General features: G+C 34.2%; 17 protein-coding genes. All 17 read right to left on the minus strand.

The window, feature by feature from the left end:
- Position 1 precedes the first annotated feature (1 nt).
- The 17 genes from mutL to ftsY all read right to left on the minus strand — a co-directional run bounded on the left by mutL (position 2) and on the right by ftsY (position 16118).
- On the minus strand, positions 2-2110 hold the full coding sequence (gene mutL / locus WMO18_RS00275; RefSeq protein WP_211147535.1) for a DNA mismatch repair endonuclease MutL: 2109 nt from the start codon (positions 2108-2110) through the stop codon (positions 2-4).
- A gap of 15 nt (positions 2111-2125) precedes the next feature.
- Positions 2126-4732, minus strand: a complete 2607-nt coding sequence (gene mutS, locus WMO18_RS00280) for a DNA mismatch repair protein MutS (protein WP_022506415.1) — start codon at positions 4730-4732, stop codon at positions 2126-2128.
- A gap of 30 nt (positions 4733-4762) precedes the next feature.
- Positions 4763-5173 (minus strand): YlbF/YmcA family competence regulator, encoded by a 411-nt coding sequence (locus WMO18_RS00285; RefSeq protein WP_022506414.1) that lies wholly within the window; start codon positions 5171-5173, stop codon positions 4763-4765.
- A gap of 12 nt (positions 5174-5185) precedes the next feature.
- The gene (gene miaB / locus WMO18_RS00290) at positions 5186-6616 is read right to left on the minus strand and encodes a tRNA (N6-isopentenyl adenosine(37)-C2)-methylthiotransferase MiaB (protein ID WP_211147536.1); all 1431 of its coding nucleotides are present in this window, start codon (positions 6614-6616) and stop codon (positions 5186-5188) included.
- A 54-nt stretch (positions 6617-6670) separates the two neighbouring features.
- Positions 6671-7306 (minus strand): sporulation protein YunB, encoded by a 636-nt coding sequence (gene yunB / locus WMO18_RS00295; protein ID WP_211147537.1) that lies wholly within the window; start codon positions 7304-7306, stop codon positions 6671-6673.
- Between the two features lie 47 nt (positions 7307-7353).
- Positions 7354-7830 carry a CD1247 N-terminal domain-containing protein gene (locus tag WMO18_RS00300; RefSeq protein ID WP_211147538.1) on the minus strand — a complete coding sequence of 159 codons (477 nt, stop codon included), beginning with the start codon at positions 7828-7830 and terminating at the stop codon, positions 7354-7356.
- Positions 7830-8387: an elongation factor P gene (gene efp / locus WMO18_RS00305; RefSeq protein ID WP_022506410.1), complete on the minus strand. Its 558-nt coding sequence runs from the start codon at positions 8385-8387 to the stop codon at positions 7830-7832. The genes WMO18_RS00300 and efp overlap by 1 nt, the downstream gene beginning before the upstream one ends.
- Positions 8388-8479: 92 nt before the next feature.
- Positions 8480-9550, minus strand: a complete 1071-nt coding sequence (locus tag WMO18_RS00310; RefSeq protein ID WP_211147539.1) for an aminopeptidase P family protein — start codon at positions 9548-9550, stop codon at positions 8480-8482.
- Positions 9551-9985 (minus strand): type II 3-dehydroquinate dehydratase, encoded by a 435-nt coding sequence (gene aroQ / locus WMO18_RS00315; RefSeq protein ID WP_211147540.1) that lies wholly within the window; start codon positions 9983-9985, stop codon positions 9551-9553.
- 67 nt (positions 9986-10052) lie between these two features.
- Positions 10053-10229 carry a 30S ribosomal protein S21 gene (gene rpsU / locus WMO18_RS00320; RefSeq protein ID WP_022506407.1) on the minus strand — a complete coding sequence of 59 codons (177 nt, stop codon included), beginning with the start codon at positions 10227-10229 and terminating at the stop codon, positions 10053-10055.
- A gap of 121 nt (positions 10230-10350) precedes the next feature.
- Entirely contained in the window at positions 10351-12765 is a 2415-nt protein-coding gene (gene leuS, locus WMO18_RS00325) for a leucine--tRNA ligase (RefSeq protein WP_211147541.1), read from the minus strand.
- Between the two features lie 13 nt (positions 12766-12778).
- A complete protein-coding gene (gene rsfS, locus WMO18_RS00330; RefSeq protein ID WP_022506405.1) occupies positions 12779-13129 on the minus strand; it encodes a ribosome silencing factor in 351 nt (116 codons plus the stop codon).
- A 1-nt stretch (position 13130) separates the two neighbouring features.
- Positions 13131-13697, minus strand: coding sequence for a bis(5'-nucleosyl)-tetraphosphatase (symmetrical) YqeK (gene yqeK, locus WMO18_RS00335; RefSeq protein ID WP_138157831.1), 567 nt, complete (start codon positions 13695-13697; stop codon positions 13131-13133).
- Positions 13697-14296 carry a nicotinate (nicotinamide) nucleotide adenylyltransferase gene (gene nadD / locus WMO18_RS00340; protein WP_022506403.1) on the minus strand — a complete coding sequence of 200 codons (600 nt, stop codon included), beginning with the start codon at positions 14294-14296 and terminating at the stop codon, positions 13697-13699. Before nadD ends, yqeK begins: the two co-directional genes overlap by 1 nt.
- Positions 14296-14598 carry a YhbY family RNA-binding protein gene (locus WMO18_RS00345; RefSeq protein WP_022506402.1) on the minus strand — a complete coding sequence of 101 codons (303 nt, stop codon included), beginning with the start codon at positions 14596-14598 and terminating at the stop codon, positions 14296-14298. Before WMO18_RS00345 ends, nadD begins: the two co-directional genes overlap by 1 nt.
- 9 nt (positions 14599-14607) lie before the next feature.
- The gene (gene rdgB / locus WMO18_RS00350; protein ID WP_138157833.1) at positions 14608-15201 is read right to left on the minus strand and encodes an RdgB/HAM1 family non-canonical purine NTP pyrophosphatase; all 594 of its coding nucleotides are present in this window, start codon (positions 15199-15201) and stop codon (positions 14608-14610) included.
- A complete protein-coding gene (gene ftsY / locus WMO18_RS00355) occupies positions 15198-16118 on the minus strand; it encodes a signal recognition particle-docking protein FtsY (protein WP_211147542.1) in 921 nt (306 codons plus the stop codon). Before ftsY ends, rdgB begins: the two co-directional genes overlap by 4 nt.
- Between the last annotated feature and the right edge of the window lie 10 nt (positions 16119-16128).

The raw sequence follows: 16128 nt of genomic DNA on the forward strand, positions 1-16128 counted from the left end.
GTTATGCCCTTCCAAATTGTTTTTCAATTTCATATTTAGAAAGTTCAATACATACAGGTCTGCCATGAGGACAATATCTTATACTGTCATCAGAAAAAACTGTTTTCGCAATATCTATCAGTTCCTTAGCAGTACTACTGTCACCTGCTTTTATTGCTGAACGGCATGAAATATTGTGATAAATCCATTCCATATGTTCACTCATAACATTCTTTCTGTTTTCAGCTATGTAACCACAAATTTCAATAATAGTATCTTCAATATCATCATTTCTTAGGTATGATGGCGCACTTCTCACAATCAAAGCACCATTACCAAAGTCCTCTACATCAAATCCAACATTCTTGAACATATCTAAATGTTCAATTGCTACAGTATATTCATTCTTTTCAAGTGTAACTGTAATTGGAATTAACAATAGTTGAACAGAACCTGTTCCTTTTTCACGCTTTAGCTTTTCAAAAATTATTCTTTCATGAGCTGCGTGTTTATCTATTAAAACAAGTTTATTGTTATCAGTTTCTACAATGATATATGTATTCATTGCTTCACCGATAAACCTAAAACTTCGCTTGTCTTCGTCAATTAGTGTTTTGATTTCAATATTTTCGGAAGAAGAATTAGTTTGTCTTTCTGTTGGTAACACAACATCAACATCACTTTTCTTTTCTTCCGTAGTAATTTTCTCTAGTTCAAGTTCTTCAAAAGGATTAACCTTTTGTACTTCTTGATTTAATGAAGTATCTTCTTTTACTTCATCCATTTTTGTTTCAATCTTACTTTCAGTTGAAACATTATTTATTACATTATTATCTATATTATTACATACAGTATTGTTTGTAGTTTGATTGTTTTCTGATAGTTTCTTGTTATTCTCCAGAAATTCCATATACTTCTTTTGAACAGAAGAACTGTCGGAAACTTTATTTACCTTATTATATTTTACAGTTTTTATCGGTAAATCAAGTTCATCAAAAATACTTTTTTCTCTTGGCTTTTCAGATGCTTTTTGAACCGATTTAGGTGATTCTTTATTAATAACCTTATTTGCCAAATTAAAAGGATTTAGAGGCTTTATATTTACAGTATTGTTGTGATTTAGTACTGCTTCCTTTCTACTGTCTCCACGAAGCAAAGCTGACTTAACACCATGATAAACTGTATCAAAAACAGGTCTTTCATTAATAAATCTTACTTCAATTTTAGACGGATGAACATTTACATCAACTGCTTCAGGACTAATCTGTAAATTAAGAACACAAGAAGGAAACTTACCAATCATAATTGAGCCTTTACAGGCTTCTTCTAGTGCAACAGAAATTGTCCTTGACTTTACAAAACGGCCATTAATAAATGTGTTTTGCATATTTCTATTTGCTCGACCATTTGTAGGTCTGCTGATATAACCGGTTAACTTCATACCGTTAAGTTCATAGTCAACAGGTATAAGTGTTGATGCAAAATCTCTGCCATAAACTGCATATATTGATGACATTAATTTACCGTCACCGGCAGTTTTTAGAACTCTCTTGTTATCCCTAATAAAAGTAATTGCAATTTCAGGATGTGACAAAGCAATCTTGTCAATTACACTTGCAACTGCATTACCTTCGGCAACATCCTTTTTAAGGAATTTATATCTAGCCGGTACATTGTAGAAAAGATTTCTCATAATAAAAGTTGTACCATCAGGACAACCGGCATCATCAAAAGAAATTTCTTCCCCACCATCAATTTCATAAGCTGAACCTATATTTTCTTCTTTAGCTTTTGTTATAAGTTGAACCTTTGAAACTGATGAAATCGATGCTAAGGCTTCACCTCTAAAACCAAGTGTACCTATCTTTTCAAGGTCACTGTCAACTGAGATTTTACTAGTAGCATTTCGCTTAAAAGCATTGCGTACATCTTCTTTAAGGATACCACAACCGTTATCTGTAATACGAAGATAATCAATGCCACCATGCATAATTTCAACTGTAATTTGAGTAGCCCCTGCATCTATAGAATTCTCAAGTAATTCTTTTACAACAGATGAAGGACGCTCTACAACTTCACCGGCAGCAATAAGTTCTGCCGTATGTTTATCAAGTACATTTATTCTACCCATAGCGTCCACCACCTTTTAAATCATATTTTTTAGTTCATATAGTAAATTCATAGCTTCTATCGGTGTAAGTGTATTTACATCAACAGATTTTAATTTATCGGTTACTGCATTACTTGCAGTATCTAGGAGATTTAATTGCATATCATCTTCACTACTATGAGGTGATATATTAGCAAATGTTTCCTTATCATCAGTCTTACCGGAAGTAAGTTCTTTTAATATTTCTTTTGCTCTTTTAATAATCCAATCAGGTAGTCCTGCAAGTTTAGCAACTTCTATACCATAACTGTCATCAGCACCACCGGGGATAATTCTACGCAAGAAGGTAATATCGTCACCACGCTTTTTAACTGCTATGTTGTAGTTTTTAACTCCATCAAGGAGATTTTCCATAACAGTCAGTTCGTGATAATGTGTTGCAAATAGTGCCTTAGCACCTAGTTTTTTCTTATCAGCAACAAATTCAAGAACTGCTCTAGCAATACTCATACCGTCATAGGTACTTGTACCTCTACCGATTTCATCAAGAATAAGCAAAGAATTTTTAGTAGCTTTCTTTACAATGTTTGCTACTTCATTCATTTCAACCATAAATGTCGATTGACCTGATGCTAAGTCATCGGATGCACCTACTCTTGTAAAGATACTATCAACAACGCCAATCTCTGCATAACTTGCAGGTACAAATGAACCCATTTGAGCCATTAGTACAATTAGTGCTACTTGTCGCATATATGTAGATTTACCTGCCATATTAGGACCTGTAATAATAGCAACTCTGTTACTATCGTTATTAAGTGTTACATCATTAGGAACAAATGGTGCACCTGAAAGAAGTGCTTCTACTACCGGATGACGAGAGTCTTTTAAAATAATTTTACTTGATTGATTAACTTCCGGTCTAGTGTAGTTATTATCACTTGCAACATTTGCAAGGCTAGTTAGTACATCAAGTGTTGCAATAGCCTTTGCAGTTTTTTCAATCCTATCAAGGTTATTTGCTACTACTTTTCTAATATCATCAAATATAGCATATTCCATACCGAATGAACGGTCTTTTGCACCTAGAATTCTGCCTTCCAGGTCTTTTAGTTCTTGGGTAATATATCGTTCACAGTTAGTTAAAGTCTGTTTACGGATATATTCTTCCGGCACTTTATCTTTATAGGAATTTGTTACTTCAATATAGTAACCGAATACTCTATTGTAACCAACCTTCAGCTTAGGGATACCTGTCTTTTCTTTTTGTTCAAGTTCAATTTGAGCAAGTAAAGAAGTACTGTTGTTCATATCAGAACGAACTGCATCAAGCTCTTCGTTATAGCCCTCTTTAATAAGTCCACCTTCTCTAACAGAAAATGGTGGTTCTTCTTCAATAGCAATATCAATTAACTGATGAATATCCTCAAGTGGATCTATGTCTTCAGTTAGCTTTCTCATAAGACTTGAATCAAACTTACTGATTAAATTCTTTATCTGTGGTAAATTCTCAAATGCACCACATAGAGAACGAAGTTCCCTGGCATTGGCATTACCGTAAACTATCTTTGTCATTAATCTTTCAATATCAAAAATACCGATTAATGACTCAGTAATTTCAAGTCTTTGAACTGTATCATCTACTAAATCAGCAATAGCACTTTGACGGTTAAGAATTGTACCAATATTAAGTAATGGGTGTTCAAGCCAATATCTAAGTAGTCTTTTACCCATTGCAGTTTTTGTTTTATCCAGTAACCAAATAAGAGAACCTTTCTTCTCTTTATTCATCATAGTTCTGGTAAGTTCAAGATTTCTCCTTGTGTTATAGTCAAGGTTCATATACTGATTTTCGTTATACACTTCGAAAGTATTGATTCTTTCATAACCGGTAATTTGAGTAACCTTTAGATAACTTAACAAAGCACCAACAGAAGAAACCATTTCTTTTTTATCTTTGATACCATTTACATCATTTTCTTTAAACTGATTTTTCATAGCATCAAGACAAATAGAATAACCAAATTCATCATCAGTCAGCATTTCCACAGAAGCAGAAAGTTTTTCTTTAATAAAGTTTGGCAAGGTTTTGAAATTAACAATTTCTCCACCTATTAAAATTTCTCTTGGATTGTAACTGATTAATTGGTCTTGTAGTTGGTCTTGCAAGTCTTCACCGGATATTTCTGTAATGAAAAGCTCACCTGTAGAAATATCACAGAAAGATAAGCCAATCTTTTTGTTAGCCATAAAGGCTGATGAAATAAAGTTATTTTTACCTTCATCAAGCATACCGGATTCAATAACAGTACCCGGTGTAATAACTCTGATAATATCTCTCTTTACAAGTCCTTTAGCTTTTGCAGGGTCTTCTGTTTGTTCACATATTGCTACCTTGTAGCCTTTTTGGACAAGTCTTGCAATATAGCTTTCGCAACTATGAAATGGAACACCACACATAGGAGCTCTCTCTTTTTGACCACAATCCCTGCCAGTGAGAGTTAAATCCAGTTCACGAGAAGCAAGTTTTGCATCATCAAAAAACATCTCATAAAAGTCACCTAGTCTAAAGAACAGAATACTGTCTTTATTCTTTTCTTTAATTTCAAAATATTGTTTCATCATTGGTGACAATTCAGCCATACTCTCACTTCCTTTCTAAATAGATATTAATTAGCCACAACTGCTACAACCACTACAGTCACCACTACAACCTTGGTGTACATCTGTTGTTTCAGGATCTTCACCATTAGCTGAGTTTGTAATAATAGCAGCTACTCTACCTACAATCTTATCTAGTTCAGACTTTGCTTCATTGTAAGCAATCATATGCTGATTCTGCATAATCTTGCCGTAGATTTCACGCATTTCGTTATTGAAGTTCTGAATCTTTTCTTGGTCTCTGTCTTTCTTCATACCTTCTTCATTAATGGCAATTCTCTTTAGGTTGAATTCACCGATTAAATCTTGAAGTTCTTTATCTGCATCAGATGCAATTCTTTCACTTTCCATCTTAGCGTAACATTCTTCTTCCTGAAGAAGTTTACCGATTTCTCTTGCCATAGAAACAATTTTTTCTTCCATTGTTATTCTCCTTTATATTAACTTACCTTTTAAAATCCAGTTTCTAGCTTCAGTAATTTCAGCAATTTGGAATGTACCGATTAAGTTTTCATCACCGTCACATTCAACAATAATATTGCCTGAATTTCTACACTGAAGTTTGTTATTCTTCTTGTTTACACTTTCAACAAGAATCTTTTCTTTCTTATCTACCATTGAGGCGCAACGCTTTGCAGCAATCTCTTCTTGAACTGCAAGTAGTTCTTGAAACCACTTTGACTTTTCCTCAGCAGAAATTGGGTCATCCATTTTAGCAGCAGGTGTACCTACTCTTGGTGAGTAAATAAAAGTAAATAGTGAAGTAAATTCTACTTCTCTGATTAATGACAAAGTTTCCTTAAAATCTTCGTAAGTTTCTCCTGGGAAACCTACAATAATATCACTTGTCAAAGAAAGATTAGGAATCTTTTCTTTAGCATAGTTGATTATTTCTAGATACTTCTTTCTGTCATAATGTCTGTTCATCTTCTTTAGAATTCTGTCAGAACCACTTTGGAACGGTAAATGAAGATGAGTACTGATATGTTCACCACTAGCAATAGTATCAATTAGTTCCTTTGAACAATCCTTAGGGTGACTAGTCATAAATCTTAACCAATAGTCACCCGGGATTTTGTCAATCTCACCAAGTAACTTTGCAAAAGTAATATCTTCTTCAAGACCTTTACCGTAGGAATTTACATTTTGACCTAATAAAGTAATATCTTTGTATCCGGAATTGATTAGTTCCTTTGCCTCAGAAATAACATCAACAGACTTACGGCTTCTTTCTCTACCTCTAACATAAGGTACAATACAGTATGTACAGAAATTATCACAACCATACATAATAGGCAACCAACCCTTGAAAGTACCATCTCTCTTAATTGGAATACCTTCATAAATCTTCTTATCGTCATTATCTCTTTCGTAAACTCTCTTACCTGAGAACAAGGCTCTGTAATAAAGTTCAGGGAAATTCTGTAAAGAATGAGTACCGAAAACCAATGAAACGAATGGAAAGCTATTGTACATTCGTTCAGCAATATGCTTTTGTTCCATCATACAACCACATACTGCAATCATAATCTGTGGATGTTTTCTCTTAATTTTCTTTAATGCACCAACATTACCGAATACTCTATCCTCAGCATGTTCTCTAACTGCACAAGTGTTGAACAAGATAAAGTCAGCATCATCAGGACCTTCTACAAATTCAAAACCTGCCTTTGAAAGCATACCTTTAATTTTTTCGCTATCAGCAACATTTTGCTGACAACCATATGTGTGAATATATGCCAGAGGTACTTCTCCTCTTTTTCTGATATTCATAAGTTCAGAAATCAAGTTAAGATAATAATCTTGATTTTCCAAGAAATTTGTGTTATTTAAGTCACTTTTCTCCAAAGTAACACTCCTATCCATTGTTGTATCATCTTATTTTATCACAATATATATGTTTTTTCAACAGATATTTTTCTAATTTACTTTTGGATAGAGATAATCAGGTGTGTCACCAACAATAACAGTTTCACTAATAGCAAATTCATTTCGTATTTTCAAATTTTCCATATATGATTGACTGATAAAAACAACCTCAGCATCAACAATCATATTTACCCTATGTATTGTCTGATTTACACCTGTACTTTCAAATGTACTTTTTAATTCAACGTCAACCGAACCTGTCATATCATATGAGAATTTTATCCTAGGACCTAAGCTGGAAAGCATTGTAAGATTAGTTAAGTCACCTAAAGGTACTGAAAAATACTGAGTATTAAGGTCATCCATTTTATTTTGAAATACATCTGAAAATTCATTTTGAATTTTATTTACTGCAGGTGTATTTACACTTAATGACATTACCCCACCGTTTTTATTTTCTGTTTTTACCAGTAATTTATCATAATCATAGTCACTATTCGAAATAACATCATCTGCAATTTTAGATACTCTTTCCTCTACAAGACCTCTTGCTTCATTTTCCATGATTTTGTCTTGGAGTGGTTTCATATAACTTTCAAATGCTATAGTTAATAAAATAGCTATGATAATGAAAACTACAATGAACTTCATAAATTTTCTTTTTTTCTTAATTTTCTTAATAAGCAAAAAAACACCCCTGAGATATATTATCCCAGGAGTGTAAATTTGTTAAATCAGAACTTAATATCTTGCTCTTCTTCGTTATTAGTAATACCGTCTAAATCAAATTCAAGAACAGCATCACAATCAGGACATTCAACTTCGCCTGTTAGAAGTTGATTTTCTGAAACTGCAATTTTCTTGTTGCACTGAGGACAAGTTACTTCGTACATAGGTACATCAGCTTCATCAGAAGAATCATTATCCTGTGAAGTACAACAGCCCTTGCAACCTGTTGAACAAGAGAACTTATCTAGGTCTTCATCATCGTCACCATAGACTACATCTTCAAGCATTGATAAATCGTCGTTAAGTGTATCAACAATATCAACTGATTCATCATAACATTCTTCAAGTTCTTCTACTTCGTCAGCTAACTGACCAAGGAAATCAATAATTTCATTAAGAACCTTTACTTCGTCCTTGTTTTCGTCTAGGTTTAGACCTTCTGCTAATCCCTTAATATAGGAAATTCTTGCTGATAGGTTCATTATGCTCTACCCATATATTCGCCAGTTCTTGTATCGATCTGGATAACTTCGCCTTCGTCAATGAATAGTGGTACTTTAATTTCTGCACCTGTTTCAAGTGTAGCAGGCTTAGTAGCATTTGTAGCTGTATCGCCCTTGAAACCGGGATCAGTCTTTGTAACCTTTAGTTCAACAAAGTTAGGTGGTTCAACACCGAATACATTGCCCTTGTAAGAAAGAATCTTACATACCATATTTTCCTTAACGAACTTAAATGAGTCGCCTAGGATGTCAGCACTAATAGGAATCTGTTCCCATGTTTCTGTATCCATAAAGTAATATAGACCACCGTCTTCGTAGCTATATTCCATATCTTTTCTTTCGATAAATGCTGTTGGGTACTTATCATTTGGGTTGAAAGACTTTTCAACTACTGCACCTGTAATAACATTTTTATACTTTGTTCTAACGAATGCTGCACCTTTACCTGGCTTAACATGCTGGAATTCAATAACCTGAACTACCTGTCCGTCAAGTTCAAAAGTAACACCATTTCTAAAATCACCTGCTGAAATCATTGGTAATCCTCCTTAAATTTTATAAAATGCGACTACTCGCACAATTTATCATTAATATTATACATACAAATGGAATAAAAAGCAACCTCTTTTTACAGAATTGTTAATTCTTTTGGGAGGGACACAAAACTTTTGTAACCATTCTCTGTAACAATTACGGTATCTTCTATTCTAACACCAAAATTATCTTTTATGTATATACCCGGTTCAATAGTAACAATCATACCTTCTTTTAGGATAGTATCACATCTTGGGCTTACTGTTGGGTATTCGTGAATATCAAGACCTACTCCATGACCTGTTGCATGACCAAAACAGCCTTCATAGCCTTTAGAATAAATATAGTCACGAGCAATCTTGTCAATATCAGAACACTTCATACCGGGCTTAACACTTGCCATTGCCATTTTGTGGGCATCTAGCACAATGTTATAAACTTCTTTCATTTTATCGGTAACACTGCCTACTGCAACGGTTCTTGTCATATCACTATGATAACCCTTATATGTTGCACCAATATCAAAAGTAACAAAGTCACCATTTTTGATCATATCATTACTAGGCACACCATGAGGTAAAGAAGTTTTCTTGCCTGTAATGGTGATTAAATCAAAAGATACACTTTCTGCACCTAATAATTTCATTTGATATTCCAATTCTACAGATAAAGTTCTTTCAGTTGTACCTACTTTTATTAGTGGTACAATTTTGTTAAAAGCTTCTTCTGTAATATCTTGAGCCTTTTGCATTAACTGTAGTTCATAACTATCTTTAACAATTCTTAGGTCAAGAATAATTTTGTCAAGAGTATTTTCTTCTGACAAAGTAACATTTAGCTTATCGCTATATGTTTTGTACTGTTCCATAGTCAGTACATTTGTTTCAACATAAAGTTTAGTAACATTATCATTTTTTAGAACATTGTTAAGTTCATCAAAAAGTTTATTAAAAACAATAACATTCGCTGAATTTACAGTTTTCTCAGCCACTTCACCATAACGAAAGTCAACAAAAAGATAGGCATTTTCTTTAGTGATAAGCAAATATCCATTACTGTCCCAAAGTCCTGTAAAGTAATAAATATTCTTATCATTTGTTACTAAGAATGCACCATCTGTAATTTTTGATTTGATATTATTAATTCTATTCTTATAAATATCCAATTAAATCAATCCTTTTAATGCTTCAATACCAAGTCTGTAGCTGTCTTTACCAAAGCCACAAATTACTCCGGCACATACTGCTGAGATAACTGACTTATGGCGAAATTCTTCTCTTTTATGTACATTGGACATATGAACTTCAATAAACGGTACAGCAGTCACAGAGGCAATAGCATCTCTTAATGCGTAGCTATAATGAGTTAAAGCACCGGCATTTAGCACAACACCATCATATACACCTAAAGTGCTATGAATTTTATCAATTAAGTCACCCTCATGATTTGACTGAAAAATATCACATTCGAAACCTGCATTCTTTGCAAATGACTTAATATCTTGATTTATAGTATCGGCATTTTCTTCACCGTAAATATTTTTTTCTCTTGTGCCAACCATATTTAGATTTGGACCTAGCATTACTAAAATTTTCTTCATAGTAAAAACCTTTCTGGATAACAAAATACGGACAGTAAAATATTACTGTCCGTTTTTTATAAGCATATTACTTATACTTTCTCTTACGAGCTGCTTCAGATTTCTTTTTACGCTTAACGGAAGGCTTCTCGTAAGCTTCTCTCTTACGAACTTCAGCAATAACGCCAGCTCTAGCACACTGCTTCTTAAATCTTCTTAGTGCACTTTCAAGAGATTCATTGTCTTTTAATCTAACTTCTGCCATTGTATATTTCCCTCCCATCTGCCACTTGGCATGGGTAATTTTGCTTAATTGCATAAATGATTATACTACAAAAACCTAAAGATTGTCAAGTAAAATATAAATTTTTGTTGAAAATTGTATTTTAAGGCTTAACAACTATGTTAACAAGTCTTCCCTTAACATAAATTTCCTTAATAATATTCATACCTTCAACTGACTTCTTTACATTTTCTTCAGCCTTTGCAAGGGCAATAACTTCAGCCTGTTCTGCTTCTGCAGGAATCATAAGCTTAGTCTTAATCTTGCCATTAACCTGAACAGCAATTTCAATTTCATTTGCTTTGCACTTGCTTTCATCATATTCAGGCCAAGGCTGATCAACAACCATACCGTCACCTAAATTACAAGTTGACCAAATTTCTTCTGTTACATGAGGAGCAAACGGATTTAATAGAATTGAGAAAATTGCATATTCTTTCTTATTGATTGAACCAACTGCATTAATGTCATTCATAAGTGCCATTAATGATGCAATTGCAGTATTGAACTTAATATTTTCAATATCTTCGGATACTTTCTTGATTGTCTTATGAATTGAACATTCCAGTTCAGGACGAACTTCATCACCGTCAATTAGCTTTTCTTGTAGGTTATAGTATCTTTCTACAAATCTTCTACAACCCTTAATGCCCTTGTCATTCCAAGGTGCAGCCTTTTCAAAGTCACCAATGAACATTTCATATAGACGCATAGTATCAGCACCATACTGCTGTACAATATCATCAGGGTTAACAACATTACCTCTGGACTTACTCATCTTTTCGCCGTTTTCACCAAGAATCATACCATGGCTTGTTCTCTTTGCATATGGTTCAGGAGTAGGTACTACACCAATATCATATAGGAACTTATGCCAGAAACGGCTATATAGTAAGTGAAGTGTTGTATGTTCCATACCACCGTTATACCAATCAACAGGTGACCAGTAGTTAAGTGCTTCTTTACTTGCTAATGCTTCTTTGTTGTGTGGGTCCATATATCTTAGGAAGTACCATGAAGAACCTGCCCACTGAGGCATTGTATCAGTTTCTCTATAAGCCTTGCCACCACAACAAGGACAAGTTGTTTCTACCCAATCAGTCATCTTAGATAGAGGTGATTCACCTGTATCTGTTGGTTCATATGAATCAACCATAGGTAACCTTAGTGGTAGTTCACTTTCAGGAATCGGAACATAACCGCACTTATCACAATGAACGATAGGAATTGGTTCACCCCAATATCTCTGACGAGAGAATACCCAGTCTCTTAGTTTATAGTTAGTTTTTGCTCTACCTACTTTGTTTTCTTCCAGCCAAGAAATCATCTTTTTCTTAGCTTCCTCTACTGTTAAACCGGTTAAGAAATCAGAATTAACCATTACACCTGTTGCACAGTCTGTAAATGCTTCTTTCTGTACATCTTCGCCACCCTTAACAACTTCGATAATAGGTAGGTTAAATTTCTTTGCAAATTCCCAGTCACGAGTATCATGAGCAGGAACAGCCATAATAGCACCTGTACCGTAGGATACCAGAACATAGTCAGAAACGAAAATAGGAATTTCCTTACCATTTACAGGGTTGATAGCCTTAACACCATCAAGCATAACACCTGTTTTTTCCTTAACTAATTCTGTTCTTTCAAAGTCAGACTTCTTAGCAGCCTCTGCCTGATAAGCCTTAACATCTTCAATATTCTTAATCTTGTCATTCCACTTTTCAATACAAGGATGTTCAGGTGAAATAACCATATATGTAGCACCAAATAGTGTATCACATCTTGTTGTGTAAACTGTTAGTTTATCGCCCTCAGTTGTGTTGAAATCCACTTCAGCACCTGTTGACTTGCCAATCCAGTTCTTCTGCTGAGCCTTAACTCTGTCAGGATAATCAACTAAATCAAGGTCCTTAATAAGTCTATCGGCATATTCTGTAATCTTTAGCATCCACTGTGACTTAACTTTTCTTACAACTTCACTGCCACAACGCTCACAAACGCCATTTACTACTTCTTCATTAGCAAGAACACACTTACAAGAAGTACACCAGTTAACTGCCATTTCTTTCTTATAAGCTAAACCATGCTTAAATAGCTGTAGGAAAATCCACTGAGTCCATTTATAATATTCAGGATCGGTTGTATTGATCTCACGACTCCAGTCAAAAGAAATACCAAGTGACTGAATTTGCTTTTTAAATCTTGCAACATTATTTTTTGTTACGATTTCAGGGTGAATGTGGTTCTTAATAGCATAGTTTTCTGTTGGAAGACCAAAAGCATCCCAACCGATTGGATATAGTACATTATATCCCTGTAATCTTCTCTTTCTTGAAACAACGTCAAGTGCAGTATATGGTCGTGGATGACCAACATGAAGACCTTGTCCTGATGGATAAGGAAATTCAATTAATGCATAGAATTTCTTTTTGTCGCTATTTTCTTCTGCATGGAAACAGCCCTTTTCTTCCCATGCTTTCTGCCACTTAGGCTCTACTACCAAATGATTGTACTTCAACTGTATTCCTCCATTAATCTACATCGTCAAACTTAACAACAGTACCGTCTTCCCACAATCTTTCAAGGTTGTAGTATTCACGGGACTTGTCATCAAATACATGAACGATAATATCAATATAATCAAGTAAAATCCAACCGTTACCTCGGTGACCCTCAACATGACTTACAGAAAAACCTGCTTCGTCAAGCTGATATTCAACCTCATCAGCCAGAGCTTTTACATGAGTTGAACTAGTACCGGTTGCAATTACAATATAATCAGCAAGAACTGAAACATCAGAAATTTTGATAACTTCCACATCTAGTCCTTTTTTGCTTGAAAGTGCTTTGGCAATTAAATGTGCTTGTTCTTTTGTATCCATTTTATTCATCCTTTAAAATTAATTCATTATAACAAGACAAAGCATTAGGGTGAATTGTCAATGCTCTGCTTGAGAGATCTTGTATAGTAAACTGTAAGCCATAAATCATAGCTTCTTCAAGACTTCTTAAAGCCTTTTCTCTCATAATATCAACACCATCATAATTTCTTTCATCACCGGTAAAGTCAGCTACAAAAATAATTTTCTCAAGCAAAGACATATTACTTCTGCCGGTAGTATGAAATCTAATAGCATTGATAATATCAGCATCATTAATATCTAAATATTTCTGAATATATACCGAACCTGAAATGGGATGCCACAATTTTTGACTTGATTTTTCAATCTCATCCAAAATTATACCACCCTCTGTTATAATTTTCAACTGTTCATCAAAAGGTGTTTCTTTTGTTACATCATGAAGGATACCGGCAGTCATTGCTTTCTCTTCATCACAACCATAAATTTTCGCAAGTTTTTGAGCTTGTTTTGCAACATTTACAGAATGAATATATCTTTTTTCTCCCATTCTGCCTTTGATTATCTTCTTATAAGACTCAATACTCATTACTTCACCCCATATAATTGATTATTTCTAATATATTCAAATACATTCTTATCAATTAAATCTCTTTTAAAAGCCTCATTCACATCATCTCTTACAATGGTTGAAGAAAGTTCCATAATAGGTTCTTTCAGAATTATTGACTTGCCATTATGTTGTTCCAAAACTTTTGAATATTCTACTAAAGAGTTATAGTCACCATCATCTCTTGGGCAAGTAATCAGTGTAGCTAAGCTGAAAATTTCATCAGGATTTTTCCATTGTAAAAATGTTAAGTACATATCAGCACCTGTAACTAAAAATAAATTATCATTAGGATAAAGTTTTTTTAGTTCTTCAAGGGTTCTGTATGTGTAACTTTTGCCTTTGAAATTTTCTTCTAAAGTTGAAACAATAAAATTATCATTATCTTTAGTAGCTATTTTACACATATTCACTCTGTGTTCAAAAGGAACTGCATATTGCATACTTTTATGTGGACTGATGAAAGTCGGTATAAAAATAACCTTTTCTACATTACATTCCTTTAAAACATTTTCTGCAAGAGTTGTATGAGCTTTGTGAATTGGGTTAAATGCACCACCAAAAATAGCAATATTCATTACTTATTTGCTCTTGGTAGTTTGATTACAGGTTCATCAGGGTTAGGCTTGTATAGAACAAATTTTGAACCGATAACCTGTACTACATCACAATCAAGTTTTTCTGATAAAATATCAGCAACTTGTCTTGAATTGATTTCACAATTCTCAAGAACCTTACCCTTAATAATTTCTCTTGCATAAAGTGCATCTTCAGCCTGTTTAACAACTTGGTCTGTGATACTGCCTTTACCAACCATTAAAATTGTATCAATTGAATTTGCAATACCTCTTAGGTATGCTCTCTGTTTACTTGTTAGCATAATTACTCCTTAAATATATTTTAACAACTTTTCCCTTAATATTCTTAGTGCATTACCTCTGTGACTGATAGCATCCTTTTCTTCGGAAGTTAGTTCTGCAAAAGACTTGCCACTATCAGTAATGAAAATTGGATCATAACCAAATCCCTCTGTACCATGAGGTTCATATGCAATTTTGCCTTCACTATAACCCTCTGCTGTAATAACTGTACCATCTTCAAGAATACAACAAATACTTGAAACAAATCTTGCAGTACGCTTGTCTTCCGGTACATCTTTCATTTCTTCTAGGACTTTATTATATCTATCTTCATCAGTTGCATTTTCACCGGCATATCTGGCTGAATATACTCCCGGTCTGCCATCTAATGCATCAATCATCAAACCTGAGTCATCGGCTACTGAAGGCATACCTGACTTTTCAAAAGCTGACATAGCTTTAATTTTAGCATTTTCGGCAAATGTAGTGCCTGTTTCCTCAACATCACCTAGGTCAATATTACATTCCTTAGCAGTAACTGCGTGAATACCCAGTGGATTTAGAATTCGGTTTAATTCTACAACTTTGTGTGCATTATTAGATGCAATTAAAAACTTTCTCATTCTTTATCACCAAAATCAAACAGTGCTTTTGCAAAATCTTCCGGAACAAATTCTTGTAGGTCATCAATCTGTTCACCAACACCAATATACTTAACCGGAATACCTAGGCCGTTCTTAATTGCAAGAACTACACCACCCTTAGCAGTACCGTCAAGCTTTGTAAGAACAATACCTGTAATGCCTGTTGCTTTACTAAACTGTTCAGCCTGATTAACTGCATTTTGACCTGTTGTTGCGTCTAGTACAAGCAGGTACTCTTTATCTGCATCAGGAAGTTCTCTGTCGATAACTCTACCGATTTTTGCAAGTTCATCCATAAGGTGCTTTTTGTTGTGTAAACGACCTGCAGTATCACAAATAATAACATCTGTGTTTCTTGCTTTTGCTGCTGAAATAGCGTCGTATATAACTGCTGCAGGGTCAGAACCTTCATTCTGCTTAACAATATCACAACCACTTCTGTCAGCCCAAATCTCTAACTGTTCAATAGCTGCTGCTCTAAATGTATCCGCTGCTGCAAGTAGAACACTCTTGCCCTGCTTCTTTAGGTTATTAGCAAGTTTACCGATAGTTGTAGTCTTACCTACACCGTTTACACCGATTACAAGAATAATAGATGGCTTAGTAGTAATTTTTAGTTCTTCATCACCTCTAAGCATATCTGCAACTACTTCTTGTAGAAGTAGTGTGATTTCTTTAGGGTCTTTGATACCTTCTTTTTTAACTTTAACTCTTAATTCATCGGTAATCTGTTCTGCTGTTTGAATACCAACATCACCCATTACTAGTAGTTCAGTTAGTTCCTCAAAAAGTTCTTCATCAATCTTTGTAAAAGACTTTAGCATTGAGTCAATTTGACTTACAACACTATCTCTTGTTTTTTTTAGACCTTCTTTAATCTTTTTAAATAGTCCCATTGTTTTACCA

It is taken from the genome of Ruminococcoides intestinihominis (genome assembly GCF_040096285.1).
In the GTDB taxonomy this organism is placed as follows: Bacteria; Bacillota; Clostridia; order Oscillospirales; family Acutalibacteraceae; genus Ruminococcoides; species Ruminococcoides intestinihominis.